Origin of the sequence: Bacillus sp. L381 (genome assembly GCF_030284525.1) — a bacterium.
GTDB classification, from domain to species: domain Bacteria; phylum Bacillota; class Bacilli; order Bacillales; family Bacillaceae; genus Bacillus; species Bacillus amyloliquefaciens.
This window is the reverse complement of the sequence record NZ_CP127224.1, coordinates 3,726,638-3,752,261: the sequence shown is the minus strand read 5'-3', so window position 1 is coordinate 3,752,261 and position 25,624 is coordinate 3,726,638. Positions and strand designations below refer to the sequence as shown.

The window sequence follows — 25,624 nt, the reverse complement described above, 5'->3', positions numbered from 1 at the left end:
TTTCTTTCAGTCTTCAAAATTCTCCAGCTGTATCCCTTGCAAAAAAGTAACCGCTCTATATGACGTCTGATCAGCATTCTGCCGCCAAACATGACAAATGTCATATTCGGGGCATGATGCCTGCTACTACAAGCGCGCCGAGCGCCTCGGTATACTTGGAATCATAATGAAAAAGAAGGGAAATGACATGTATGACCAATCACACCGCAACTCAAAAACAAGCATCTTTGAAAAAGCAGGTTGCTGCATTTTCCGGTGCCGATACAAAGCATAGTGTCATTCAGCTTTTCAATACGTTCGTGCCGTTCTTTGGCCTTTGGTTTCTTGCTTACTTCAGCCTCAATGTCTCCTATCTTCTGACCCTCGCCTTTACTGTTATAGCAGCGGGCTTTTTGACAAGAATATTTATCATATTCCACGACTGCTGCCATCAATCCTTTTTCAAACAAAAGCGGCTGAACCGGCTGTTCGGGTTCATTTCAGGTGTGCTGACACTGTTTCCGTACCTTCAATGGCAACGTAGCCACTCCATTCATCATGCGACAAGCAGCAACTTAGATAAACGGGGCACCGGCGATATTTGGATGATGACTGTCAAAGAATATAACGAAGCGTCAGCCTGGACAAAAGTACGCTACAGACTTTATCGCAATCCGTTTATTATGTTTATTCTCGGACCGATTTACGTATTTCTTATTCAAAACCGTTTCAATGTAAAAGGCGCCCGCCGCAAGGAGCGCTGGAACACGTATTTCACGAACGCGGCTATTGTCATATTGGCTGCCGCAACGTGCCTGCTTGTCGGCTGGGAAAACTTTTTGCTTGTTCAAGGTCCGATTTTCCTTATTTCGGGGTCAATCGGCGTCTGGCTCTTTTATGTACAGCATACGTTTGAAGACTCTTATTTTGAAGCCGATGAGCATTGGAACTATGTGCAGGCCGCTGTAGAAGGAAGCTCCTATTACAAGCTGCCGAAGCTTTTGCAATGGCTGACAGGCAATATCGGCTACCATCATGTCCACCATTTAAGTCCAAAGGTGCCGAATTACAAGCTGGAAGCGGCTCATGAGGGGCATGAACCTTTAAAAAATGTACCGACCATTACGCTTAAAACAAGTCTTGAATCCATGAAATTCCGTCTGTGGGATGAGGATGAAAAGCAGTTTGTCACGTTTCGGGAGGCGCGAAAAACACCGTCGCCCCGGCAGGCGCCGGAAAAACCTTTAAAGAAAAATGCCTGATATGGCGCGCGGCTCTTTCTCTTATCAGAAAGGGCCGTCGCTTTATGAGTGAGGATGCAATGAAGGCGTTGTTTTGGTAAAGTGAGGATAGACATAAGCAGCAGAAGGTGGAACAAGGATGAAGAAGTATTTTAAATTTCAAAAACTGAACGGGATTTCTCCTTATATATGGACGATTTTTTTCATTCTGCCTTTTTATTTTATTTTTAAAAGCTCTTCTACCTTTGTGATGGTTGCCGGCGTCATTTTCACACTTGTTTTCTTCGGCGCATATCGCTTTGCATTTGTTGCAAAAGGCTGGCCGCTTTATTTATGGGCGTTTCTTCTGATCGGCATTTCGACCGGCTCAGTCATGCTGTTCAGTTATATTTATTTCGCCTTCTTTATCGCCTACTTCATCGGCCATATCCGAGAGAAAGTTCCTTTTTACATCTTATATTACATTCATATCACCAGTGCGGCGATTGCCGTCAACTTCAGCCTTGTTCTGAAAAAAGGGTGGTTTCTGACTCAAATTCCGTTTATCGTCATTACACTGATCAGTGCCATCTTGCTACCGCTCAGCATTCGAAGCAGGAAAGAACGAGAACGCCTTGAGGAGAAATTAGAATATGCAAATGAACGGATTGCGGATCTTGTGAAGCTGGAAGAAAGGCAGCGCATCGCCCGAGACCTCCACGATACACTTGGACAAAAGCTCTCCTTAATCGGACTAAAAAGCGATCTTGCCCGAAAGCTGATATACAAGGATCCTGAACAGGCCCGCACTGAGCTGAAAAGCGTTCAACAGACGGCCCGCTCCTCCTTAAATGAGGTCAGACAAATTGTCTCGTCGATGAAAGGCATCCGATTAAAGGATGAACTCGGCAATGTTCGGCAAATACTTGAAGCAGCGGGAATTGATTTTGTGTACGAAGAAAAAGAAGCCCCAAAAAATATCTCCCTGCTGAACGAAAATATTGTCAGCATGTGCATAAAAGAAGCTGTCACCAATGTCGTGAAACACAGCGGCGCCACAGTTTGCCGCATCACCATTCAGCAGCTCTGGAAAGAGGTTGTCATTACGGTAGAAGACGACGGCAGCTTCCAATGCAGAGAAGACCGCTTTTTTTCAAAGGGGCACGGCCTGCTTGGAATGAGAGAACGGCTTGAATTCGCAAATGGCAGTTTAGCCATCGATACAGCTGCCGGTACAAAGCTGACCATGAGCATCCCAAATGATTCAAAAACAAAAGAAAAGGATGGTAGCAGATGATCAACATCTTCATTGCCGAGGATCAGCAAATGCTGCTCGGCGCACTTGGTTCGCTGTTGAATTTAGAAGAGGACATGACGGTTGTCGGCAAAGGCACAAGCGGCCAGGATGCCATCGATTTCGTGGAAAAACATGCTCCTGATATCTGTCTGATGGATATTGAAATGCCCGGGGTATCAGGTCTTGAGGCGGCGGAAAAGCTCAAGGACAGTGATGTGAAAATCATCATTTTAACGACCTTTGCCCGCTCCGGCTATTTTCAGCGGGCGCTAAAAGCAGGCGTCAGCGGTTACATGCTCAAGGACAGCCCAAGCGAGGAGCTCGTCAGCGCCATCCGCAGCGTCATGAAAGGAAGACGCGTCTACGCACCTGAATTAATGGAGGACATCTATGGCGAAGAAAACCCGCTGACCGAACGGGAAAAAGCGGTGCTTGAGCTCGTCGCAGATGGAAAAAACACAAAAGAAATCGCAAACGCCCTCAGCATCAAAAGCGGCACAGTCCGCAATTATGTTTCGATGATTCTGGATAAATTAGAAGTAAAAAATCGAATTGAAGCAATAACCCGATCAAAGGAAAAGGGCTGGTTTAAGTAACCAGCCCTCAGCTTGTTCTTCCACTCGCCTCACTCCGTCTCTTCCTTCCACTTCTTATCAATCAGCATTTTTCCCGGCCATGTGTATGCCATGATGCCGCCGTCTGCGGTGATGTCTTCTCCTGTGACGTACGAGCTGTCGTCTGAAGCAAGGAAAAGTGCGACGGCTGCCATTTCTTCCGGTTTTCCGAGCCGGCCGAGCGGTGTGATCCATTTATTGGCTTCACGGAATGCCTCGCCCATCTCGTCTTCTGTCGTGCCTGCCAGTTTATCAATGAGCGGTGTTTCAATCGTGCCCGGCGATAAGGAATTGACGCGGATGCCGCTTCTGGCGTAATCAATGGCCATCGCTTTTGTCAGGTTCGTGATACCGCCTTTTGCGGCGTTATAGCCTGAACGGTCAAGGTCTGCGGCCCGGCCGGACATGGAGGAGGTGTTGATGATGGAGCCTCCTTTTTCAAGCATGAGCGGAATCAGATATTTGCTGCAAAGAAATGTGCCGCGCAGATCGACGGCGATGATCCGGTCAAACAGCTCGACCGGGTACTCATGGACTTTGCCGCCCTCTTGGTCAACACCGGCATTGTTAAAAAGAATATCAATTGTTCCGTACTTCTGCTGAATGCCGTCTGCAAAAGACTTTACGTTTTCTTCGTCTGATACATCAAGGTGAAAAGCTTCTGCTTCTCCGCCGTTTTTTGTGATGGCGCGGACGGTTTCATTCAGCTCGCTTTCATTGATGTCACCGCAGATCACGCGGGCGCCTTCATCGGCGAAAACCCGTGCCGTCGCCTGCCCGATGCCTGTTGCGGCCCCTGTGATGATTGCGGTTTTTCCGGATAATCTTCCCATGCTGCATTCTCCTTTTTTCTTTGACTTTTTCCCGTTATGTGAAGGAGTAAACATGGAACCGGGTGATTAAAAACAAACCAATAATTGTGTTTTATGTTAAATTATTAATATGGAAGACTCAGCTGACAATCATATTGCAATAGATTGACAGATGTCATTGAATATGATAAATAGATGCTGAAAAGATTTTACATAACATCAAAGCATAATTAAAGGAGAGATCTGAATTGCGGAAAAAAAAGTTTAAAGCAGAATCCAAGCGTTTGCTGGACATGATGATTAACTCCATTTACACGCAGAAGGAAATTTTTCTCAGAGAGTTAATTTCCAACGCGAGCGATGCGATTGACAAAATCTATTACAAGGCGTTAACCGATGATTCGTTAACATTTGATCAAGACAATTACTACATAAAAGTGACGGCGGATAAAGAAGCAAGAACGCTCACTGTTACAGATACCGGTATCGGAATGACAAAAGACGAGCTTGAACAGCATCTCGGAACGATTGCGAAAAGCGGTTCACTCGCTTTCAAGGAAGAAAACGACGCGAAAGACGGCCATGACATTATCGGTCAGTTCGGGGTCGGGTTTTATGCGGCGTTTATGGTGGCTGATAAAGTCACGGTGAAAAGTAAGGCGCTCGGCAGTGACGAGGCGTATGTATGGGAGTCGGAAGGGGCTGCCGGCTACACGGTCGCGCCGTGTGACAAGGAAACCGTCGGTACGGAAATCACCCTGAAAATAAAAGAAAACACAGAAGATGAAAGCTATGATGAGTTTTTAGAAAACTACCGCATCAAAGCGATTGTGAAAAAGTACTCCGACTTTATCCGCTACCCGATCAAAATGGAAGAGACGGTCAACAAGCCGAAAGAGGGCAGCGAGAACGAGTTTGAAGAGGTTCAGGAAGAACAGACGGTCAACAGCATGGTGCCGATCTGGAGAAAAAACAAAAGCGAGCTGACGGATGAAGATTACGAGGCTTTTTACGCCGAGAAGCATTACGGCTTTGATAAACCGCTGACTCACGTGCATATCAGCGTAGACGGAGCGGTGCGCTACAATTCGATTTTGTTTATTCCGGAAAACATGCCGTTTGACTATTATACGAAGGAATTCGAAAAAGGATTGGAGCTGTATTCCAACGGCGTGCTGATCATGAACAAATGCGCCGACCTGCTTCCGGACCATTTCAGCTTTGTAAAAGGCATGGTCGATTCTGAGGATCTGTCGCTGAACATTTCCAGAGAAATGCTGCAGCATGACCGCCAGCTGAAGCTGATTGCGAAAAACATCAATAAAAAAATCAAAGCTGAGCTGAAGAGCCTGCTGAAGAACAAAAGGGAAAAATATGAATCTTTCTATGAATCTTTCGGCAGACAGCTGAAATTCGGCGTCTACAATGATTTCGGCGCGAATAAAGACGTATTAAAAGACCTGCTTCTCTTCTATTCATCTAAGGAGAAAAAACTCGTCACACTGGATGAATATGTGTCCAGAATGCCTGAGGATCAAAAATATATCTATTACGCGTCCGGCGATTCATATGAGCGGATTGAAAAGCTGCCGCAAACTGAAATGGTGGCCGACAAAGGCTACGAAATTTTATATTTCACGGAAGATATTGATGAATTTGCGATCAAAATGCTGACAAGCTACGAGGAAAAAGAGTTCAAATCCGTATCAAGCGCGGACTTAGGCATCGACGCTGATGAAGATGAAAAGCAGACCGAGGCCGAAGAAAACGAATATAAAGACCTGTTCGAAAGCATGAAAGAGATTCTTGCGGATAAAGTGAAGAACGTCAGAGCATCGAAACGCTTAAAATCCCATCCGGTATGCTTTGCGACAGACGGCGAAGTGACGATCGAAATGGAGAAAGTGTTAAACGCCATGCCTGACAGCCAGCAGGTCAAAGCGGAAAAAGTGCTGGAAATCAACCCGAATCACGAAGTGTTTGAGACGTTAAAGAACGCGCACGGACAAGATCGGGAAAAGCTTGCATTATACACAAACCTTCTCTACAATCAGGCGCTTCTGATTGAAGGGCTGCCGATCCACGATCCGGTAGAGTTTACGAATGATATTTGCAAAGTCATGGTATGACGCCAAAAAGGAATCGCCCATCGGGGGCGATTCCTTTTTTGATTACAGCGTGCGCTGTTTAAGAATTTGATTTTGTTTGCTGCGTTTCTTTAAGGAGAACCGTTTTTTCAAGTGCGTTTCGATTTCTTCTAAACTTCTGCCCTTCGTTTCCGGAACGATGTAAGCGGCGAAGAAGAAGGATGTAAGGCAGATGACTGAGAAAATTCCGAATACCCAGCCGATGCCCATGGCGCTCAGCATAAGCGGGAATACCAGTGAAACGACCAGATTGGTTGCCGACAGAATCAATGTCGTAAATCCAGTTGCGGCTCCGCGTGCGTTTGACGGGAACAGCTCCGGCATCAGGACCCATACGACGGGACCCCATGTCGCCTGGTAAAAGACGATATAGATTCCGAGGAACAGTACGGTCAGCCAAGCTGTTGAAGCTGACAGGCCGGCGAGAAGGAGAATGGCTGATAGTGACGCCAGGCTCAAGGTGATGCCGACACTTCCCCACATCAGCAGTTTTTTCCGGCCGATCCGGTCAATTAAGATCATGGCGGTGATACACATGATGACGTTTAAGACACCGATTCCCATCGTGCCGAGAACGGACGCCGAAGTGCCGAGTCCGGCCTTCGTAAAGATGGTCGGCGCATAGTAAATCACCGTGTTGATACCGACTGCCTGCTGGAAGATGGCGAGGCCGATCCCGATCAGCAGCATAGGACGGATCCATTTTGCTTTCAGCAAGCCGAGCGTCGATTCTTTTTTCTCGGCTTCTCCTTGTTTCATCTCCGCCAATTCAACGGCGATATCCTCTTTGTCGTGCGTCATTTCCATGACTTTTCTGGCTTCCTGTTCACGGCCGCGTTTGACGAGCCATCTCGGAGATTCCGGCATAAACGCGATTCCGATTAATAATAGCGCCGCCGGTACTGCGGCAAGACCTACCATCCAGCGCCAAGCTTCAAATGGGGTGAATATGTAATTCACAATATATGCGAGTAAAATTCCGGTCACAATCATTAAGTTATTCAATGTACCGAGCGTTCCGCGTATTTTCGTCGGCGCCATCTCAGAAAGATAAACGGGAACAAGCGCCGTTGAACCGCCGACGGCTAACCCGAGAATGACACGGGAGATGATCAGCATAGTGACGGTTTGCGAAGTCGCGCAGGCAAGCGCGCCGAAAATAAATATGAGTGAAAGGACGAAAACGACTTTTCTCCGGCCCCATCGGTCAGAGCATGTCCCGCTTAACGCGGACCCGAAAATCGCACCGAGCAGCAGCATGCTGACGACCAATCCCTCGGTCAGCGTATTCAAAGGAATATCTTTGTTAATAAATAGCAAAGCCCCTGAAATCACACCGGTGTCATAACCGTAAAGCAGCCCACCTAATGCTCCGAAAAAGTAAATCAGGTATTTTTTGGTGTTTTTCTTCACAGATGATCCTCCTCATCTTTTGGAACGCATAATAGTTTATTTAGATAACTATTTCATTCCCCTGTGAAAAAAATATAAACATAAAAAAACACGCCTTTTAAAAGGCGTGTTTTACTTATGAAAACAGCTTGTCGATAAACGCGATTTCTTCAGCAGAAAGCGTAATGGAGGCTGCTTTCATATTGTCTTTTAATTGATCCGCACGTTTGGCGCCCGGAATCAGGATGTCAATTTCAGGTCTTGCCAAATACCAGGCAAGCACGATATGCGCCGTGTCGGCATTGTGCTTTTCGGCAATCGGTTTGAGCTGGTTGACTTTTTTGATGTTTTCTTTAAACTGCTCCCCTTGGAAATGAGCCTGATCATTACGCAGATCGCCTTCAGGGAAGGTTGTGTTCTCGTCGTATTTGCCGGCCAGCAGTCCGGAAACGAGCGGAAAGTACGGAATGAATGAAATATTGTGTTCTGTCGTATAAGGGAAGAACGTCTTTTCAGCCTCACGGTTCAGCAGGTTGTATTCCCCCTGAATCACATCGACTAAGCCGTCTTTATTGGCTTCTTTCAGCTGCTCCAGAGAGAAATTGGAGACGCCGATGGAACGGATTTTCCCTTCTTTTTTCATCTCATTCAAGGCTTGGACGGCTTCGTCCTTCGGAGTGTCCTCATCCGGAAAATGGATGTAGAATAAATCAATGTAATCAGTCTGCAGGCGTTTCAGGCTGTCTTCGACTGATTGTTTCAAAAAGGCCGGTGAGTTGTCGAAAACGAAGTCATCGCCTTCTTTTCTGTGCGCGGCTTTTGTGGCGATGAAGACATCCTCACGGTTAAACTCTTTCAGCACCTCGCCGATTAATTCTTCAGAACGGCCCACACCGTAAATATAGGCGGTATCTAACATGGTAACGCCGCTTTTAATCGCTTCCCGAACCAATTCTTTTCCCGTTTCTTCATTCAGATTCGGATAGAGATTGTGTCCGCCGACCGCATTTGTTCCCAAACCGATCGGAAATACCTTTAAGTCAGTTTTGCCGATTGTTACTTTGCTCATGTTTTCGCCTCCTGAAAAAATACGATATCATAGCGCCTGCCGGAAAATGACGGCAGCGTTCTCTATTAACTATAACGCTATGCCAAGTGAATGTCGATTTGGTGCTCTTGGCAATACTTCGTATATTCCTCATCAAGCTGCTGAGAAGTGACGATGCTGTGAAGACGGTCGAACGGCGCGTATGTCAGAAGTGTGGATTTGCCGAATTTAGAATGATCCGCGAGCAGATACACTTCGTTCGCCTTTTCAGAAATTTTCTTTTTCACCTCGTATTCCAGTAAGTCGGAATTCGTCAGGCCATGGGTGATCGTTGTCCCGGTAGCGGACATGAACGCTTTGTTAATGTTGTATTTATTGAGTGTGCTCGGATCATCAATTCCGACAAACGACCTTGTCTTCCGCTTGTAGTTATTGCCGATGATGATCAGGTCGATATTTTTCATGGATGAAGCGGCGTTAATAATATCAAGACTGTTCGTCAAAACCGTCACATTCTTATCGGGGTCAAGCGTCTCCAGCATCGATTTTGTCGTCGTGCCGGAATCAATAAACACAAGATCGTGATCCTCGATAAACTGTGACGCATAGCGGGCGATTTTGATTTTTTCATCCTGATGTTGAATGGTGCGGTTTTCAAAAGGGACGAGCACAGATTTTTCGGCTGATGTCACGCCGCCGTATACCTTTTTGATAACCCCTTTTTCCGCAAGCTTATTAATATCCCGTCTGACCGTGTTTTTAGAGACGTTGAATACCTCGCACAGTTCATCCAGCGAAGTGGCTCCGTGTTTGAGAATGTATTCTTCCATCTCCTGAATCCGCATCAGTTTCATAAAAAAACTCCTTCTAGAATTCTTAAAGTAATTAAAATATATAATAAACACCAAGAGTTAATCAATAGTTACTTAACAAATGATAAAAAAGATGGATCATCCCGTACGATTCGACATTGTTCTCCAAGTTCCTGTTTCCCGGCTCAAAATAAGTATAATAAAAATAATGAAAAAATTTTGATTTTTTAGATTGACTTGGAGGTGTGATGGGCTTACAATGTAACCAAGAAATGACCAAAATATAACCTGTAAAATCAAAAGTGAAAGGTGTAACCGTTTGCTTTTTATGGTACATGACCAACTTTTACACGGGAAGATTGGGAATCACCATCATTTTAGCATTTGTAAGCGTTTAATTCATGTCTTTTGTATGTAAAAGATGAATATATTCATCCGTTATCACCCGGCTGAACAGGATGTTTACTATTTAAGGAGGCAATGAGAATGGCAGAGATCAGAAAACTGAAAAACTACATCAATGGTGAATGGGTTGAAAGTAAAACAGATCAATATGAAGACGTTGTCAATCCGGCTACAAAAGAAGTGATGTGCCAAGTTCCGATTTCTACGCGGGAGGATGTGGAATACGCCGTCCGGTCAGCGTCAGAAGCGTTTAAAACATGGTCAAAGACGGCAGTGCCGCGCCGTGCGAGAATTCTATTTAACTATCAGCAGCTTCTCCAGCAGAACAAAGAAGAGCTTGCCCGTCTGATCACTTTGGAAAACGGTAAAAACACGACAGAAGCACTCGGCGAAGTGGGACGCGGAATTGAAAACGTTGAATTCGCAGCGGGCGCGCCCTCACTCATGATGGGCGATTCACTTGCCTCTATCGCAACGGATGTAGAAGCGGCGAACTACCGCTATCCGATCGGGGTGGTCGGCGGTATCGCACCATTCAACTTCCCCATGATGGTTCCGTGCTGGATGTTCCCGATGGCGATTTCTTTAGGAAATACGTTCATTCTGAAGCCGTCTGAGCGCACGCCGCTGTTAACGGAAAAACTGGCAGAGCTGTTTGAACAGGCCGGGCTGCCAAAAGGCGTCTTCAATGTCGTGCACGGTGCGCATGATGTGGTAAACGGCATTCTTGAGCATCCTGATATTAAAGCCATCTCATTCGTCGGTTCAAAGCCTGTCGGCGAGTATGTCTTCAAAAAAGGCAGCGAACATCTGAAACGCGTTCAGGCGTTAACGGGTGCGAAAAATCATACGATCGTGCTGAATGACGCCCATCTTGAAGATACGGTCACAAATATTATCGGTGCGGCATTCGGTTCTGCTGGCGAGCGCTGCATGGCATGCGCGGTTGTGACGGTTGAAGAGGGAATCGCCGATGAGTTTATGGCGAAATTACAGGAAAAGGCCGCAGACATCAAGATCGGAAACGGACTGGATGACGGCGTGTTCTTAGGCCCGGTCATCCGCGAGGACAACAAAAAGCGCACGCACAGCTATATTGAAAAAGGCATCGAAGAAGGAGCGAGACTCCTTTGTGACGGCCGTGAAAACGTAACGGAAGACGGCTATTTCGTCGGGCCGACGATTTTTGATAACGTGACGACGGATATGACGATCTGGAAAGATGAAATTTTTGCGCCCGTTCTGTCGGTCATCCGCGTGAAAAACCTAAAAGAAGCGGTTGACATCGCCAACCAGTCTGAATTTGCAAACGGCGCGTGCCTGTTTACTTCAAACGCGAACGCAATCCGCTACTTCCGTGAGAATATAGATGCGGGAATGCTCGGCATCAATTTAGGCGTGCCGGCGCCGATGGCATTCTTCCCATTCTCGGGCTGGAAGTCTTCTTTCTTCGGCACATTGCACGCTAACGGAAAAGACAGCGTCGACTTCTATACACGTAAAAAAGTCGTGACGGCACGATACCCGTCTCCTGACTTCAATTGATCTGACAGCCGGCCCGGACGGCTTTGATATCCCGTCCGGGTTTCCTTTTACCATCAATTAAGGAGGAATAAACATGAGTCATTTGCTGCGAAAACCGAAGGCCGATGAGATTTCTCAAGGCGTGAACATCATACATGAAGTCACTTCATCTAATTCAGACCTCAAATACGTCGGATTTAAAGTCGTCGACCTCGCTCCCGGATCAAAATATACAGAAGATTTAAAAAAGACGGAGTGCTGCATTGTTGCGGTAACGGGGAAAATCACCGTCACTGATCATGAACAGACATTTGAAAGCATCGGCACCCGTGAAAGCGTATTTGAAAGAAAACCAACGGACAGCGTTTATGTGTCTAATGACCGCTCTTTTGAGATCACAGCTGTCAGCGGGGCGAGGGTTGCGCTGTGCTATTCTCCGTCCGAACACCAGCTTCCGACAAAGCTGATAAAAGCGGAAGACAACGGTGTGGAACATCGCGGCAAGCTGGCAAACAAACGAACCGTTCATAACATTCTCCCCGATTCAGATCCATCGGCAAACAGCCTTCTCGTTGTTGAAGTTTACACGGACAGCGGCAACTGGTCGAGCTACCCGCCGCACAAACATGACCAAGACAATCTGCCGGCTGAATCCTTCTTAGAAGAAACTTATTACCATGAAATGGACCCGCCGCAGGGCTTTGTTTTCCAGCGTGTATACACGGACGACCGTTCGATTGACGAGACGATGACCGCAGAAAATGAAAACGTTGTCATCGTGCCGGCGGGCTATCACCCGGTTGGTGTTCCGGATGGGTATACCTCTTACTACCTGAATGTAATGGCGGGACCGACACGCAAATGGAAGTTTCATAATGATCCGGCCCATGAGTGGATTCTGGAACGCTAACAAGTGAGGAGTGGCAGATAACGATGAAATATACGTTTAATGAAGAAAGAGAGTTTGATATTGTCGCGATCGGGCGCGCGTGTATTGATTTGAACGCGGCGGAATACAATCGCCCGATGGAAGAGACGATGACGTTTTCAAAATATGTCGGCGGCTCTCCGGCAAATATTGCGATCGGCAGCGCCAAGCTCGGATTAAAAACCGGTTTTATCGGCAAAATCCCGGACGATCAGCACGGCAGATTCATCGTTTCCTATATGAAGGGAAAGGGCGTTGATACGTCACAAATGGTCGTTGACAGAGACGGGCATAAAGCCGGACTCGCTTTTACGGAAATTCTCAGTCCTGAAGAGTGCAGCATTCTCATGTACCGGGATGACGTGGCGGATTTGTATCTTGAGCCGTCCGAAGTCAATGAAGGCTACATCGCAAACGCGAAAATGCTGCTCGTTTCTGGTACGGCGCTTGCGAAAAGCCCGTCGCGCGAAGCCGTCTTAAAAGCGGTGCATATCGCAAAAAAGCATGACGTAAAAGTCGTTTTTGAGCTGGACTATCGCCCGTATACATGGCAATCGGCAGAAGAAACAGCCGTGTACTACTCGCTGGTGGCGGAACAATCCGATATCGTCATCGGGACGCGTGACGAATTTGACGTGATGGAGAACCGCAGCGGCGGAATTAACGATGAAACCGTCCGCCATTTGTTTGCGCACTCTGCTGATCTTGTCGTCATCAAGCACGGCGTTGACGGGTCATACGCATACAGCAGATCGGGAGAAATCTTTCGGGCGCATGCCTATCAAACAAAGGTGCTGAAGACGTTCGGAGCGGGTGATTCCTATGCGTCCGCCTTCATCTACGGACTTGTCAGCGGCCGGGATATTGAAACGGCATTAAAATACGGGAGCGCTTCCGCTTCCATCGTCGTCAGTAAACACAGCTCCTCAGAAGCAATGCCGGCTGCCGATGAAATCATCGAACTGATTGAAGCACAGCACAGTCTGAATGGTAAATAGAACGATAAAAGGTGGGATCGTTTGTGGGCAAGACAATTCGCTTAACGACAGCACAAGCGCTGATTAAATTCTTAAACCGGCAGTACATTCATGTTGACGGAAAAGAAGAGCCGTTCGTTGAGGGCATCTTCACGATTTTCGGCCACGGAAATGTGTTAGGGATCGGGCAGGCGCTTGAGCAGGACGCAGGGCACCTGAAAGTCTATCAAGGCAAAAACGAACAAGGCATGGCGCATGCCGCAATGGCATACAGCAAGCAGATGCTGAGAAGGAAAATTTACGCGGTATCAACATCAGTCGGACCGGGTGCCGCTAATTTGACGGCTGCCGCGGGCACGGCGCTGGCTAACAATATTCCGGTGCTGCTGCTTCCGGCCGACACCTTTGCGACGAGGCAGCCTGACCCGGTGCTTCAGCAGGTGGAGCAGGAATACAGTGCCGCCGTCACGACAAACGATGCGTTAAAGCCCGTGTCCCGCTACTGGGACCGCATTACCCGCCCCGAGCAGCTGATGAGCAGCTTAATCCGGGCATTTGAAGTAATGACAGATCCGGCAAAGGCGGGTCCGGCGACAATCTGCATTTCTCAGGATGTAGAGGGAGAAGCATATGATTTTGAAGAAAGCTTCTTTGCAAAACGCGTTCATTATATTGATCGGATGCAGCCGAGCGAGCGTGAGCTGAAAGGCGCCGCGGAAAGAATTAAAGAGAGCAGCCGCCCCGTCATTTTAGTGGGCGGCGGTGCAAAGTATTCCGGCGCGCGTGAGGAATTGATCGCGCTTTCTGAAACATACGGCATTCCGCTTGTGGAAACGCAGGCCGGCAAGTCAACGGTTGAAGCTGACTTCGCCAACAATCTGGGCGGCATGGGCATCACGGGCACACTTGCCGCAAACAAAGCCGCCCGCCAGGCTGATCTTATCATCGGTGTCGGCACACGGTACACGGACTTTGCGACATCCTCCAAAACGGCGTTTGATTTTGACAAAGCAACATTCTTGAATATCAATGTCAGCCGCATGCAGGCTTATAAGCTTGACGCGTTTCAGGTCGTAGCCGATGCGAAAGTGACGCTCGGCAGGCTGCACGGCTTATTGGACGGATATAAAAGTGCATTCGGCACGGCGATTAAAGACTGGAAAAATGAATGGCTGGCTGAACGGGACCGGCTCGGCAAAGTCACTTTTACACGTGACGCGTTCAAACCGGAAATTAAGAACCATTTTTCACAGGACGTGTTAAACGAGTATGCCGACGCGCTCGAGACTGAGCTGGCGCAAACAACGGCGCTTCTGACGATCAATGACACGATTCCTGAAGACAGTGTCGTCATCAGTTCGGCAGGGTCTCTTCCTGGAGATCTGCAACGGCTGTGGCATTCCAATGTCCCGAATACGTACCATCTGGAGTACGGCTATTCCTGCATGGGATACGAGGTATCAGGCACGCTCGGCCTCAAGCTGGCCCACCCGGACAAAGAAGTCTATTCACTCGTCGGCGACGGAAGTTTTCTGATGCTGCACTCAGAGCTGATTACGGCGCTTCAATATAACAAAAAAATCAATGTCCTGCTTTTTGATAACTCCGGATTCGGCTGTATCAACAACCTGCAGATGGATCACGGCAGCGGCAGTTATTTCTGTGAGTTCCGCACAGAGGACAATCAGATTTTAAACATTGATTACGCGAAGGTGGCAGAGGGCTACGGCGCCAAAACATACAGAGCCAATACGGTTGAAGAGCTGAAAGCGGCGCTTGAAGATGCGAAAACGCAGGACGTATCCACGTTAATTGAGATGAAGGTTCTGCCGAAAACGATGACGGACGGCTATGACAGCTGGTGGCATGTCGGTGTAGCGGAAGTGTCTGAGCAGGAAAGCGTCCAACGGGCATACGAAGCGAAAGAGACGAAGCTGAAGTCTGCGAAGCAGTACTAGAGGGGAGGCATCACGATGGGCAAACAAGATATTCTGTGGGGCATCGCTCCCATTGGATGGCGCAATGACGATATGCCGGAAATCGGAGCCGGGAATACGCTGCAGCATTTGTTAAGCGATATTGTTGTCGCCGGTTTCCAAGGTACGGAAGTGGGAGGGTTTTTCCCTGAACCCTCCGTCCTGAATAAGGAGCTGGCTCTCCGGAACTTGCGGATTGCGGGAAAATGGTTCAGCAGCTTTATCATTCAAGACGGAATTGAAAAAACAGCCGAACAATTTACAGAACACTGTGACTATTTGCAAAAAGTCGGGGCGGATGTCGCCATCGTTTCTGAACAGACGTACAGTGTTCAGGGTTTGGACATTGATGTTTTTAAGAAAAAACCGCACTTCTCAGATGAAGAATGGGATACGCTGTGCCAAGGCTTGAACCGCCTTGGGAAAATCGCCGATGAACACGGGCTTGACCTCACGTTTCATCACCATCTCGGTACAGGCGTTCAGACGGCGGAAGAAGTTGACCGGCTGATGGAAGGGACGGATCCCCGGTATGTCCATTTGCTTTATGATACAGGCCACGCTTATATCTCGGACGGAGATTACATGACGATTCTGAATAAGCATATGGAACGGATCAGACACGTTCATTTCAAGGATGCACGGTTTGACATTATGGAGCTGTGCAGAAAGGAAGGCAAGTCATTCAGGCAGTCGTTTTTACAGGGCATTTTTACGGTTCCCGGAGACGGATGCATCGATTTCACCGAAGTGTACCGAACGCTCATCCGTCATGATTATTCAGGCTGGATCGTCATTGAAGCCGAACAAGACCCGGCAGTCGCCAATCCGCTTGAGTACGCGCTGATTGCGAGAAAGTATATCGACAAAGAACTGCTTGATCCTGCAAATTAGAGGGGGACTTATATGAATAGTGCCAAGGCGGAATCAGCTTTCAGCAAAAGGACCATCGCCGCAGCATTAGCAAATTACATTGATGCAGGTTCCATCGTGGCAGGATCAGCGGGTTTATCCATGTGGGTCAGCTATTTGAAGCTGTCCGACAGCCAGATCGGATTGCTTGGCGCCTTCAGTGCAAACGCCATATCAGCGGCCATCGGAGCGCTGCTTGGCGGATATTTGGCTGATAAGGTCGGACGGAAAGCGGTATATACAAACAGTATGCTCGTTTACGCCTTAGGAATTTGTTTGGTTTTGTTTGGATTCAACTTTCCTATGCTGTTATGCGGATACACGATTATCGGGATTTCTGTAGGCGCGGATATTACGGCATCATGGACCATTATCGCGGAAAACGCCCCTGAGAAAAACCGGGCGAGGCATTGCGGGGTGGCGCAGGTGGCATGGGCCGCCGGAGCCGTTGTGGTCCTGCTGTTATCCGTACTGGTTGGTGACCTTGGGCTTTTAGGAAATAAAATTGTTTTTGCGCATCTATTGGTGATCGCCCTTATCACATATACGATAAGAAAGCGTTTACCTGAATCAGATGCCTGGAAAAACAGTGAAGACCGGCCTGCCGCCGTGAAAAAAACATCTTATTTTGACCTGCTTCAGCCGAAATTTTTTAAGAATATTTTGTTTTTAATGGGTGTGTTTCTCGTATGGAATCTTGCCGCGGGAGTCATGGGATTCTTTATGCCGTACATCTATCAGCAGGTCGGCGGCGTATCCGCAAATACGGCTAACATTCTGCAGATGGCTCTGTTTATTTTCACCGGGCTCGGCGTCGCTTGGATCTTCATGCCTTTTGCTGATAAATATCGGAAAACGGTGTTCGGAATCTGCGCATTTATGGCTGTTGTCGGCTGGTCGCTGTTTTTACTGCCGTTTCAGGGGCTTCCGGTTCTGCTTTTGTTTGTCCTCGCGATCGGCATCAATAACGGAGCCGGCCAGCAGGCGAACTACCAGCTGTGGGCAAGCGAGCTGTTCCCGACGGAGCACAGGGCGTCGGCACAAGGGCTCATGTTCTTTCTGGTCCGTATTTCAATCGGAATTTGGAGTTTATTTGTGCCGGTTATCATGACACAGTTCGGCATCGGTGTTATGGCAGGTATTCTGCTCATATGCGTGACGGCCAGTATGGTCATCGGGCTTGTCTTCGCACCGAATACGTCCGGCAAGTCGCTTGAACAGATTCAGGAGGAACTCTACGGTGCTCCTCAGGACGGCAGCGAGAAAAGAAAGACGAAAACAATCATTTGATTATCAGAAGGAGTGGCGATCAATGAATTTACGTATAGGTGTTATCGGAACCGGTGCTATCGGAAAAGAGCACATCAACCGCATCACAAATAAGCTGTCCGGAGCGGAAATTACCGCTGTAACGGATGTGAATCAGGAGGCTGCACAGCAGACCGTTCAGGATTTCAATTTGAACGCCTCCGTTTATCCTGATGACGACAGCCTCCTCGCTGCTGCGAATGTGGACGCCGTCTTAGTGACAAGCTGGGGCCCGGCTCACGAGTCCAGCGTTTTGAAAGCGATTCATCACGGCAAATACGTTTTTTGTGAAAAGCCGCTAGCGACAACGGCAGAAGGCTGTATGCGCATCGTCGAAGAAGAAATGAAGACGGGACGCCGATTGGTGCAGGTAGGCTTCATGCGAAGATATGACAGCGGTTACGTTCAGCTGAAAGAAGCGATCGACAACCGTGTGGTCGGCGAGCCGCTGATGATTCACTGTGCGCATCGCAATCCGACGGTCGCACCGAATTATTCAACAGACATGGCCGTTGTCGATACGCTCGTTCATGAAATCGATGTCCTTCACTGGCTCGTCAATGACGACTATGAATCCGTACAGGTCATCTATCCGAAGAAATCAAAAAATGCGCTGCCGCATCTGAAAGATCCGCAGATGGTCATTATTGAAACAAAAGGCGGTATCGTCATCAATGCCGAAATCTATGTGAACTGTAAATACGGCTACGATATTCAATGTGAAATCGTCGGAGAAGACGGCATCATCAAGCTCCCGGAACCATCCAGCATCAGCTTGAGAAAAGAAGGGACATTCAGCACTGATATTCTGATGGATTGGCAGCGCCGATTTGTGGCTGCATATGATGTGGAAATTCAAGACTTCATTGATTCGATCCGGAAAAAAGGCGAAGTCAGCGGTCCGACGGCATGGGACGGTTACATCGCCGCCGTGACGACTGACGCGTGCGTAAAAGCTCAGGAATCCGGCCGGAAAGAGCCTGTGGCGCTCCAAGAGAAACCGGCATTCTATCAATCATTTACGACTGTGAACAAATAATAGAGCGGGAGTGAAAGAAATGAAACTGGCCTTGGATCCATCCATGTACCGTGATGATTTAACGTTAGAAGAAATGGTCTATAAAACGGCGGAGCTCGGTTATGAATATATCGAACTGTCACCGCGCGAGGATTTTTGTCCTTTCTATAAATATCCGAAAGTCGATTCAGCAAAGATCAAACAATTGAAGCGCCTTTTAAAGGATACAGGCGTGAAGCTGTCCTCTCTTCTTCCGCTTTACCATTGGGCGGGTCCTGATGAAGACCGCCGCCAGGCAGCCGTGCGCAACTGGAAACGGGCGATCGAAATTGCGGTTGAACTTGAAGTGGATTTGATGAACAGCGAATTCAGCGGTTCAAAATATGATCCGTTAACAAGTGAAGAAAAATTTATCAAATCCATGGATGAGCTGCTGCCCGTCTTTGAAAAAGAAGGCGTCAAACTCAATCTGCAGGCCCACCCGTATGATTTTATCGAGACGCATAAAGGTGCGATGGATATGATCCGCGCGCTTGACAAGGATTGGATCAATCTTGTCTACTCGACTGCGCACACGTTCTTCTATGATGACGGCAGAGGCGACATCGAGACCATGTTTGACGAAGCCGGCGACCGCCTCACACATGTTTTATTTGCTGATACCTATAATCATAAAGCGGCTCATGGCCTTCGCTACATCGTCAATCCGCCTGACGCGAAAGTAACGGTTCACCAGCATTTGGACATTGGTCAAGGCGAGGTTGATTTTGATACGATTTTCAAAAAGATGAGAGAGATGAAGTTCGACGGAATTGCGACGAATGCCGTTTTTGCTTGGGTCGGCGAAAGAGCGGATGAATCAAGCCGCTTCATGCTTAAGAAATTAAAAGAAGAATTAGGTATGGCGTAAGCTGAGTATGGAGTTCGGCGGGACGGGGCAAAAAAGCCCTTCAGCCGGACTCCCTTCATATCTAATACGCGAATGGGAGAGGCTGACATGAAACTTTGCTTTAATGAAGCGACAACGTTGGAGAATTCAAACCTGAAACAGGATTTAGAGCTGTGCGAAAAGCACGGCTATGATTATATTGAAATCCGCACAATGGATAAGCTGCCGGAATATTTAAAAGACCATTCACTGGCCGATCTGGCGGAATATTTTCAAACCCATCACATTAAACCGCTTGCGCTGAACGCATTGGTTTTCTTCAACAATCGTGACGAAAAGGGCTATCGGGAGATCATTTCAGAATTCAAAAGCATGATGGAAACCTGCAAAACACTCGGCGTGAAATATGTGGTGGCCGTACCGCTTGTCACAGAGCGGAAAATCTTAAAAGAAGAGATCAAAAAGAGCAGCATCAAGGTGCTGACTGAGCTTTCTGATATCGCGGAGCCGTACGGCGTAAACATCGCCCTTGAATTTGTCGGCCACCCGCAATGCACGGTCAATACATTTGAACAGGCGTATGACATCGTGGACGCTGTCGGCCGGGATAATGTCGGGCTTGTGTTTGACAGCTTTCATTTCCATGCGATGGGCTCCAATATTGAGAGCCTGAAGCAGGCGGACGGAAAGAAAATTTTCATCTATCATATTGACGATACAGAAGATTTTCCGATCGGTTTTTTAACGGATGAAGACCGCGTCTGGCCGGGGCAGGGGGCGATTGACTTAGACGCCCATCTGTCAGCACTAAGAGAAATCGGATTCAATGATGTTGTCTCCGTAGAGCTGTTCAGACCTGAATATTATAAGCTGACCGCGGAGGAAACGATCAAAACGGCAAAAGAAACAACGGAAGCCGTCGTATCAAAATACTTCATGAAGGAGGCGTGAACATGGCTTTTGTCACCATGAAACATCTTCTTGCAGAAGCGAAACGGGAGCATTATGCAGTCGGTCAGTTTAATATAAACGGCCTGCAATGGACAAAAGCGATTCTGCAAGCGGCGCAAAAGGAGCAATCGCCGGTCATCGCCGCGGCATCTGATCGGCTGGTCGATTATTTAGGCGGCTTTAAAACGATTGCCGCCATGGTAAGCGCGTTAATCGAGGAAATGGCGATTACCGTTCCCGTCGTGCTCCATCTTGATCACGGAAGCAGTGCGGAACGCTGCAGACAGGCCATTGACGCCGGATTCAGCTCAGTGATGATTGACGGCTCCCATGCGCCGATTGACGAGAATATCGCAATGACAAAAGAAGTCACCGATTATGCCGCAAAGCACGGTGTGTCAGTAGAAGCCGAAGTCGGCACGGTCGGCGGCATGGAAGACGGGCTGGTCGGCGGAGTCCGCTATGCCGATATCACGGAATGTGAGCGGATCGTCAAAGCAGCCAATATCGACGCGCTGGCCGCCGCCCTCGGCTCCGTCCACGGCAAATATCAGGGTGAACCGAATCTCGGATTTAAGGAAATGGAGGAAATCTCCCGCATGACTGATATTCCTCTCGTTCTTCACGGAGCATCCGGAATTCCGCAGGATCAGATCCAAAAAGCCATCACGCTCGGCCACGCGAAGATCAATATCAATACGGAATGTATGGTAGCCTGGACAGACGAAACACGCCGCATGTTTCAGGAACAAAGCGATCTGTACGAACCGCGCGGCTATATGACACCCGGCATCGTAGCCGTGGAAGAGACAGTGCGAAACAAAATGAGAGAGTTCGGATCAGCCGGTAAAGCTGTAAAACAGCAGGCCGGCTGATGAGACCGGAAACCGCCGGAATGGCGGTTTTTTTGTGCGGTGTTGCGTCCGTACGCCAGAAACGATTATGATGATGGCAGCATCGTAAAAAACGGGAGTGGTTCAGATTGAATAAAATCATGATTGTGGAAGACAGTGAAGACATTCGCGGACTATTGCGGAATTATCTTGAAAAATACGGATATCAAACCGTGGCGGCCGCGGATTTTACAGCTGTTCTTGATGTTTTTTTAAAAGAAAAGCCTGATGTGGTGCTGCTTGATATCAATCTGCCGTCCTATGACGGCTATTATTGGTGCCGCCAGATCCGTCAGCACTCCACAAGCCCGATCATTTTTATTTCAGCCAGAAGCGGAGAAATGGATCAGGTGATGGCGATTGAAAACGGCGGAGATGATTATATCGAAAAGCCGTTTTCCTATGATATTGTGCTGGCGAAAATCAAAAGCCAGATCCGCAGGGCGTACGGGGAGTACGCCGCAAAGCAGGGGGAGAAAGTGCTTGAATATGCCGGTGTGCAGCTCTTTGTGGAACGGTTTGAACTGCGCTTTCAGGATGAAAAAAGCGAGCTTTCTAAAAAAGAAAGTAAGCTCTTGGAAGTGCTGCTGGAGCGGGGAGAAAAGGTGACGGGAAGAGACCGGCTCATGGAAAAAACGTGGGACACCGATATTTTCGTCGATGATAATACACTTAACGTGTATATCACGCGGCTCAGAAAAAAACTGCGGGAGCTGAATGCGCCTGTTTCAATTGAATCGGTGCGGGGCGAAGGCTACCAGCTGAGGGCGCTGTCATGAAGCTGTTTCTCCGGTCTCATGCAGTGCTGATTCTGCTTTTTCTCCTTCAAGGGCTGTTCGTCTTCTTTTATTACTGGTTTGCGGGTCTTCATTCTTTCTCTCACCTGTTTTACATATTGAGCGTGCAGCTTCTTATTTTGGCGGGCTATCTTGCCTATCGCTGGTACAAAGACAGCGGTGTTTATCATTGGCTCGGCTCGGGACAGGAAGGAACGGACATTCCGTATCTCGGTTCTTCAGAGTTTTGTTCAGAGCTGTATGAAAAGCAGATGGAGCTGATACGGCTGCAGCACCAGAAGCTCCATGAGACCGAAGCCAAGCTTGACGCGCGGGTGACGTATATGAATCAATGGGTGCACCAAGTAAAGACGCCGCTGTCGGTCATTAATTTAATCATTCAGGAAGAGGATGAACCCGTTTTTGAACAAATTAAAAAAGAAGTCCGGCAGATTGAATACGGACTGGAGACGCTTCTATATTCATCAAGGCTTGATCTGTTTGAACGGGATTTTAAAATCGAAGCGGTTTCGTTATCCGAGCTTCTCCAATCAGTCATTCAAAGCTATAAACGATTTTTTATTCAATACCGCGTCTATCCGAAAATGAATATTCGCGATGACCATCAGATTTATACCGATGCAAAATGGCTCAAATTCGCGATCGGCCAAGTGGTCACAAATGCGGTCAAGTATTCGGCGGGCGAGAGTGACAGACTTGAGCTGAATGTCTTCCGCGATGAAGACAGGACAGTGCTTGAAGTCAAAGATTACGGTGTCGGTATTCCTTCCCAGGACATCAAGCGGGTGTTTGACCCTTATTACACCGGCGAAAACGGGCGGCGTTTCCAAGAATCTACGGGAATCGGCCTCCATCTCGTCAAAGAAATTACGGGCAAGCTCAATCATACGGTGGACATCAGTTCGTTCCCGGGTGAAGGGACATCGGTTCGATTTTCATTTCTTACAAAAATGTAAGGCTGCGTTAAGAAAACAACATAGCTCATTCTGCTTCCCCTTGATAACATGGATTTACGTCAAGGGGATTTTTATGTTGAACGCCCCGACATTACATGAAAGCAGCTGAGATCAAGAAGAATAAAACCATAAGGAGGATTCTCATGGCGAATATGCTTGAAGTCAAACATATAAATAAAACCTATAAAGGACAAGTGTCCTATCAAGCCTTAAAACAAATTTCATTTTCAATAGAAGAAGGCGGATTCACGGCGGTGATGGGGCCGTCCGGCTCCGGCAAAACAACGCTTTTGAATATCATTTCAACGATCGACCGTCCGGATTCAGGCGATATCCTGATTCACGGAGAAAACCCGCATCGGCTGAAGCGGACAAAGCTCGCTCATTTCCGCCGCAAGCAGCTCGGATTTGTGTTTCAGGATTTCAACCTTCTGGACACGCTGACAATCGGTGAAAATATCATGCTGCCGTTAACGCTTGAAAAAGAACCGCCGTCTGTAATGGAAGAAAAACTGCACGCCATCGCGGCAAAGCTCGGAATCGAAAACCTCCTCAACAAACGGACGTTTGAAGTATCCGGAGGCCAGCGCCAGCGGGCCGCCATCGCAAGAGCGGTCATTCATAAGCCGTCACTCATTCTGGCTGATGAACCGACGGGAAACCTTGATTCCAAGGCGTCAAAAGACGTCATGGAAACGATGCAGAGCCTGAATCAGGATGATCATGTCACGGCTTTGATGGTGACCCACGACCCTGTTGCGGCAAGCTACTGCCGCCGCGTCATTTTTATAAAAGACGGCGAACTGTTTAATGAGATTTACCGCGGGGAAAACCGCCAAGTATTTTATGAACAAATTCTTGATGTGCTGTCTATGCTGGGGGGAAACGCAAATGACCTTTCTTCAGTTCGCTTATAACAACGTCACGAGAAACAAAAGGGCCTATCTTGCATTCTTTTTAAGCAGCGCCTTTTCCGTTTTGATTTTCTTTACCTTTGCGATGTTCCTGTTTCATCCGGCTTTAAAAGAAGGCTACTTGAATAACATTGCCAGAAAAGGCTTAACCGCCGCGGAATGGATGATCTTTGTTTTTTCTTTCTTATTTGTTCTGTATTCGGTTAATGCATTTTTGAAATCGAGAAATAAAGAATTCGGCATCCTGCTTATGCAGGGCATTACGCCGGGGCAGCTGAGAAAGCTCATTACTGCGGAAAATATGATCATCGGCGTCATGTCGATTGCGGCCGGCATTATCGGCGGCGTCATTTTTTCGAAAACGTTCTTTACGGTCGGCGCTTATATTTTAGAAATGGACGCGCTGCCCCTGTACATGCCTTGGAAAGCGCTCGGCATTACAGCCGGAGGATTTCTGCTTTTATTTTTCCTTTTATCGCAGTTCACGATCCTTTTTGTCAGATCAAATACGGTTATCAAATTAATAAAGGGCACTGATAAGATCAAGCCGGAACCGAAGCCGTCCGTTCTTTTGTCATTATTCGGCATCGCCTGCCTGTGCGGCGGGTACGGCATGGTTCTTAAAGGCAATGTCCACGGGACAGAACCATTCATCATTTTACTCCTTACCGTTATCGGCACGTATTTCTTTTTCAGCCAAAGCAGCATCTGGATTTTGCGCGCGCTGAAGAAGTGGAAAGCCTTTTATCTGCGCGGGAAAAATGTCATTTGGGTTTCTGATCTTGTCTATCGTTTAAAAGACAACGCCCGCCTGTTCTTTATTGTCAGCATTATTTCCGCGGTTGCGTTTACGGCGACGGGCGTGCTCGCGATGTATAAAGCGACCGTCGGGGCGGAAGAGTCAGCCTATGAGATGGAGTATATTTCTTACAGCAACAATCCAAAAGAACAGACTCATTTGAAAGATATTGAGCATGAACTGAAATCACACGGCTTTGCGTATAAGAAAGACAAAATAGATGTTTCCTATATTCGCTATCAGGAAGGAGATACTGTTCCGCCTGTTTACATGATCAGCAAATCGGACGTGTCAAAATACTTCCATGTCAAGCTGAACGGCCTGAAAAATGATGAGGCTGTCTATTTCCCGGGCACGTATGACCGCAATCTCAAAAACCAAGCCCCGGATCAGCTGAAGCTGCTGAACCAAAAAGACGAGCCGTCTGACCAAAAACTGTCGGTAAAAGAAGTCAAAAAACCGCTGATTTCATTGAGTGCCATCATCGCGGTGAACGATCAAACCTTTGATCAGCTCAAATCACTCGGTGATAAAGCGTCATTATACGGCTACAGCTATGACCATTGGAAAGACAGTCTTGAGTTCAGCCAATCCTTGAAAAACGAAATTTACGGCAACTATATCGACGTGCATTCTGATTTTGCGTCAAAAGCCGGAACCTACTATGATACGGTGCAGCTGCCGAGCTTGAGTTTATTCATCGGCCTGTTTATTGCGATCGTCTTCTTCGTCGCAGCAGCAAGTTTCTTATATTTCAGGCTGTTCACCGATTTGGATGAGGACCGGGAGCGCTACCGTTCACTGGCCAAAATCGGTCTGAGTGAGCGTGAAATGTCACAAAGCGTGACGATACAATTGGCGATCCTCTTCTTCTTTCCATTTGTCATTGCCGTCATGCATACGCTGTTTGCCTTGAAAACAATGGCTGTGGAAGGGTATTCCGATGTAGCCGGGCCGCTCAGTCTTACCATCGGAGGATTTTTCATTTTTCAGCTTCTGTTCTTCCTCGCGGTGCGGTCGAGCTATTTGAAAAAAATGAACAAGTAAGGGGAGTGT

The 25,624-nt window shown here is 47.8% G+C and carries 22 protein-coding genes; 18 read left to right on the top strand and 4 right to left on the bottom strand.

The window, feature by feature from the left end:
* Positions 1-191 precede the first annotated feature (191 nt).
* The 3 genes from desA to QRX25_RS19200 all read left to right on the top strand — a co-directional run bounded on the left by desA (position 192) and on the right by QRX25_RS19200 (position 3,092).
* Positions 192-1,241 carry a Delta(5) desaturase DesA gene (gene desA / locus QRX25_RS19210; RefSeq protein WP_115996400.1) on the top strand — a complete coding sequence of 350 codons (1,050 nt, stop codon included), beginning with the start codon at positions 192-194 and terminating at the stop codon, positions 1,239-1,241.
* Positions 1,242-1,359: 118 nt separating this feature from the next.
* Positions 1,360-2,496: a sensor histidine kinase gene (locus tag QRX25_RS19205; protein ID WP_115996402.1), complete on the top strand. Its 1,137-nt coding sequence runs from the start codon at positions 1,360-1,362 to the stop codon at positions 2,494-2,496.
* Positions 2,493-3,092: a response regulator transcription factor gene (locus QRX25_RS19200; protein ID WP_013354167.1), complete on the top strand. Its 600-nt coding sequence runs from the start codon at positions 2,493-2,495 to the stop codon at positions 3,090-3,092. The genes QRX25_RS19205 and QRX25_RS19200 overlap by 4 nt, the downstream gene beginning before the upstream one ends.
* Before the next feature lie 29 nt (positions 3,093-3,121).
* Here the strand turns inward: QRX25_RS19200 and QRX25_RS19195 are convergent, their stop codons facing one another.
* Complete coding sequence (locus QRX25_RS19195) at positions 3,122-3,943, bottom strand: SDR family oxidoreductase (RefSeq protein ID WP_065522928.1); 822 nt, start codon at positions 3,941-3,943, stop codon at positions 3,122-3,124.
* Positions 3,944-4,170: 227 nt separating this feature from the next.
* On the opposite strand from QRX25_RS19195, the gene htpG reads away from it, so the two are divergent.
* Positions 4,171-6,051, top strand: coding sequence for a molecular chaperone HtpG (gene htpG, locus QRX25_RS19190; RefSeq protein ID WP_014471258.1), 1,881 nt, complete (start codon positions 4,171-4,173; stop codon positions 6,049-6,051).
* A 42-nt stretch (positions 6,052-6,093) separates the two neighbouring features.
* On the opposite strand, the gene QRX25_RS19185 is transcribed toward htpG, so the two are convergent.
* The 3 genes from QRX25_RS19185 to QRX25_RS19175 form a co-directional block, all read right to left on the bottom strand.
* The gene (locus tag QRX25_RS19185; protein ID WP_065982744.1) at positions 6,094-7,482 is read right to left on the bottom strand and encodes a sugar porter family MFS transporter; all 1,389 of its coding nucleotides are present in this window, start codon (positions 7,480-7,482) and stop codon (positions 6,094-6,096) included.
* A 115-nt stretch (positions 7,483-7,597) separates the two neighbouring features.
* Positions 7,598-8,530, bottom strand: a complete 933-nt coding sequence (locus QRX25_RS19180; protein ID WP_115996403.1) for an aldo/keto reductase — start codon at positions 8,528-8,530, stop codon at positions 7,598-7,600.
* A gap of 77 nt (positions 8,531-8,607) precedes the next feature.
* A complete protein-coding gene (locus QRX25_RS19175; protein WP_115996405.1) occupies positions 8,608-9,363 on the bottom strand; it encodes a DeoR/GlpR family DNA-binding transcription regulator in 756 nt (251 codons plus the stop codon).
* Positions 9,364-9,807: 444 nt separating this feature from the next.
* Between QRX25_RS19175 and iolA the strand changes: the two genes are divergently transcribed.
* The 14 genes from iolA (at position 9,808) to yxdM (ending at position 25,615) form a co-directional block, all read left to right on the top strand.
* The gene (iolA, locus tag QRX25_RS19170) at positions 9,808-11,271 is read left to right on the top strand and encodes a methylmalonate-semialdehyde dehydrogenase (protein WP_115996407.1); all 1,464 of its coding nucleotides are present in this window, start codon (positions 9,808-9,810) and stop codon (positions 11,269-11,271) included.
* A gap of 73 nt (positions 11,272-11,344) precedes the next feature.
* Entirely contained in the window at positions 11,345-12,160 is an 816-nt protein-coding gene (iolB, locus tag QRX25_RS19165; RefSeq protein ID WP_115996409.1) for a 5-deoxy-glucuronate isomerase, read from the top strand.
* A 23-nt stretch (positions 12,161-12,183) separates the two neighbouring features.
* On the top strand, positions 12,184-13,176 hold the full coding sequence (gene iolC / locus QRX25_RS19160) for a 5-dehydro-2-deoxygluconokinase (protein WP_115996410.1): 993 nt from the start codon (positions 12,184-12,186) through the stop codon (positions 13,174-13,176).
* Positions 13,177-13,199: 23 nt separating this feature from the next.
* A complete protein-coding gene (gene iolD / locus QRX25_RS19155) occupies positions 13,200-15,113 on the top strand; it encodes a 3D-(3,5/4)-trihydroxycyclohexane-1,2-dione acylhydrolase (decyclizing) (protein WP_115996412.1) in 1,914 nt (637 codons plus the stop codon).
* A gap of 15 nt (positions 15,114-15,128) precedes the next feature.
* A complete protein-coding gene (iolE, locus tag QRX25_RS19150; RefSeq protein WP_065982738.1) occupies positions 15,129-16,025 on the top strand; it encodes a myo-inosose-2 dehydratase in 897 nt (298 codons plus the stop codon).
* A 12-nt stretch (positions 16,026-16,037) separates the two neighbouring features.
* Positions 16,038-17,333, top strand: coding sequence for a myo-inositol transporter IolF (gene iolF, locus QRX25_RS19145; RefSeq protein WP_065982737.1), 1,296 nt, complete (start codon positions 16,038-16,040; stop codon positions 17,331-17,333).
* A 22-nt stretch (positions 17,334-17,355) separates the two neighbouring features.
* On the top strand, positions 17,356-18,390 hold the full coding sequence (gene iolG, locus QRX25_RS19140; protein WP_065982736.1) for a bifunctional inositol 2-dehydrogenase/D-chiro-inositol 1-dehydrogenase: 1,035 nt from the start codon (positions 17,356-17,358) through the stop codon (positions 18,388-18,390).
* A gap of 19 nt (positions 18,391-18,409) precedes the next feature.
* On the top strand, positions 18,410-19,279 hold the full coding sequence (locus tag QRX25_RS19135) for a sugar phosphate isomerase/epimerase family protein (protein WP_065982735.1): 870 nt from the start codon (positions 18,410-18,412) through the stop codon (positions 19,277-19,279).
* An 87-nt stretch (positions 19,280-19,366) separates the two neighbouring features.
* The gene (iolI, locus tag QRX25_RS19130) at positions 19,367-20,209 is read left to right on the top strand and encodes a 2-keto-myo-inositol isomerase (protein ID WP_065982734.1); all 843 of its coding nucleotides are present in this window, start codon (positions 19,367-19,369) and stop codon (positions 20,207-20,209) included.
* Between the two features lie 2 nt (positions 20,210-20,211).
* Positions 20,212-21,084 carry a 6-phospho-5-dehydro-2-deoxy-D-gluconate aldolase gene (iolJ, locus tag QRX25_RS19125; protein WP_065982733.1) on the top strand — a complete coding sequence of 291 codons (873 nt, stop codon included), beginning with the start codon at positions 20,212-20,214 and terminating at the stop codon, positions 21,082-21,084.
* Between the two features lie 107 nt (positions 21,085-21,191).
* Positions 21,192-21,881: a two-component system response regulator YxdJ gene (gene yxdJ / locus QRX25_RS19120; RefSeq protein WP_115996416.1), complete on the top strand. Its 690-nt coding sequence runs from the start codon at positions 21,192-21,194 to the stop codon at positions 21,879-21,881.
* Complete coding sequence (yxdK, locus tag QRX25_RS19115) at positions 21,878-22,855, top strand: two-component system sensor histidine kinase YxdK (protein ID WP_115996418.1); 978 nt, start codon at positions 21,878-21,880, stop codon at positions 22,853-22,855. The genes yxdJ and yxdK overlap by 4 nt, the downstream gene beginning before the upstream one ends.
* A 143-nt stretch (positions 22,856-22,998) precedes the next feature.
* A complete protein-coding gene (yxdL, locus tag QRX25_RS19110; protein WP_065982731.1) occupies positions 22,999-23,772 on the top strand; it encodes an ABC transporter ATP-binding protein YxdL in 774 nt (257 codons plus the stop codon).
* Positions 23,747-25,615 carry an FtsX-like permease family protein gene (gene yxdM, locus QRX25_RS19105; RefSeq protein WP_212099901.1) on the top strand — a complete coding sequence of 623 codons (1,869 nt, stop codon included), beginning with the start codon at positions 23,747-23,749 and terminating at the stop codon, positions 25,613-25,615. The genes yxdL and yxdM overlap by 26 nt, the downstream gene beginning before the upstream one ends.
* The last annotated feature ends 9 nt before the right edge of the window (positions 25,616-25,624 follow it).

What these genes read in the sequence shown, in the direction of transcription:
- QRX25_RS19180 (WP_115996403.1), bottom strand. Translation starts at nt 8,530, where the DNA reads ATGAGCAAAGTAACAATCGGCAAAACTGACTTAAAGGTATTTCCGATC.
- desA (WP_115996400.1), top strand. Translation starts at nt 192, where the DNA reads ATGACCAATCACACCGCAACTCAAAAACAAGCATCTTTGAAAAAGCAG.
- iolA (WP_115996407.1), top strand. Translation starts at nt 9,808, where the DNA reads ATGGCAGAGATCAGAAAACTGAAAAACTACATCAATGGTGAATGGGTT.
- iolE (WP_065982738.1), top strand. Translation starts at nt 15,129, where the DNA reads ATGGGCAAACAAGATATTCTGTGGGGCATCGCTCCCATTGGATGGCGC.
- QRX25_RS19195 (WP_065522928.1), bottom strand. Translation starts at nt 3,943, where the DNA reads ATGGGAAGATTATCCGGAAAAACCGCAATCATCACAGGGGCCGCAACA.
- QRX25_RS19205 (WP_115996402.1), top strand. Translation starts at nt 1,360, where the DNA reads ATGAAGAAGTATTTTAAATTTCAAAAACTGAACGGGATTTCTCCTTAT.
- iolI (WP_065982734.1), top strand. Translation starts at nt 19,367, where the DNA reads ATGAAACTTTGCTTTAATGAAGCGACAACGTTGGAGAATTCAAACCTG.
- yxdK (WP_115996418.1), top strand. Translation starts at nt 21,878, where the DNA reads ATGAAGCTGTTTCTCCGGTCTCATGCAGTGCTGATTCTGCTTTTTCTC.
- QRX25_RS19175 (WP_115996405.1), bottom strand. Translation starts at nt 9,363, where the DNA reads ATGAAACTGATGCGGATTCAGGAGATGGAAGAATACATTCTCAAACAC.
- iolF (WP_065982737.1), top strand. Translation starts at nt 16,038, where the DNA reads ATGAATAGTGCCAAGGCGGAATCAGCTTTCAGCAAAAGGACCATCGCC.
- iolJ (WP_065982733.1), top strand. Translation starts at nt 20,212, where the DNA reads ATGGCTTTTGTCACCATGAAACATCTTCTTGCAGAAGCGAAACGGGAG.
- iolC (WP_115996410.1), top strand. Translation starts at nt 12,184, where the DNA reads ATGAAATATACGTTTAATGAAGAAAGAGAGTTTGATATTGTCGCGATC.
- QRX25_RS19200 (WP_013354167.1), top strand. Translation starts at nt 2,493, where the DNA reads ATGATCAACATCTTCATTGCCGAGGATCAGCAAATGCTGCTCGGCGCA.
- yxdL (WP_065982731.1), top strand. Translation starts at nt 22,999, where the DNA reads ATGGCGAATATGCTTGAAGTCAAACATATAAATAAAACCTATAAAGGA.
- yxdM (WP_212099901.1), top strand. Translation starts at nt 23,747, where the DNA reads ATGACCTTTCTTCAGTTCGCTTATAACAACGTCACGAGAAACAAAAGG.
- iolB (WP_115996409.1), top strand. Translation starts at nt 11,345, where the DNA reads ATGAGTCATTTGCTGCGAAAACCGAAGGCCGATGAGATTTCTCAAGGC.
- iolG (WP_065982736.1), top strand. Translation starts at nt 17,356, where the DNA reads ATGAATTTACGTATAGGTGTTATCGGAACCGGTGCTATCGGAAAAGAG.
- QRX25_RS19135 (WP_065982735.1), top strand. Translation starts at nt 18,410, where the DNA reads ATGAAACTGGCCTTGGATCCATCCATGTACCGTGATGATTTAACGTTA.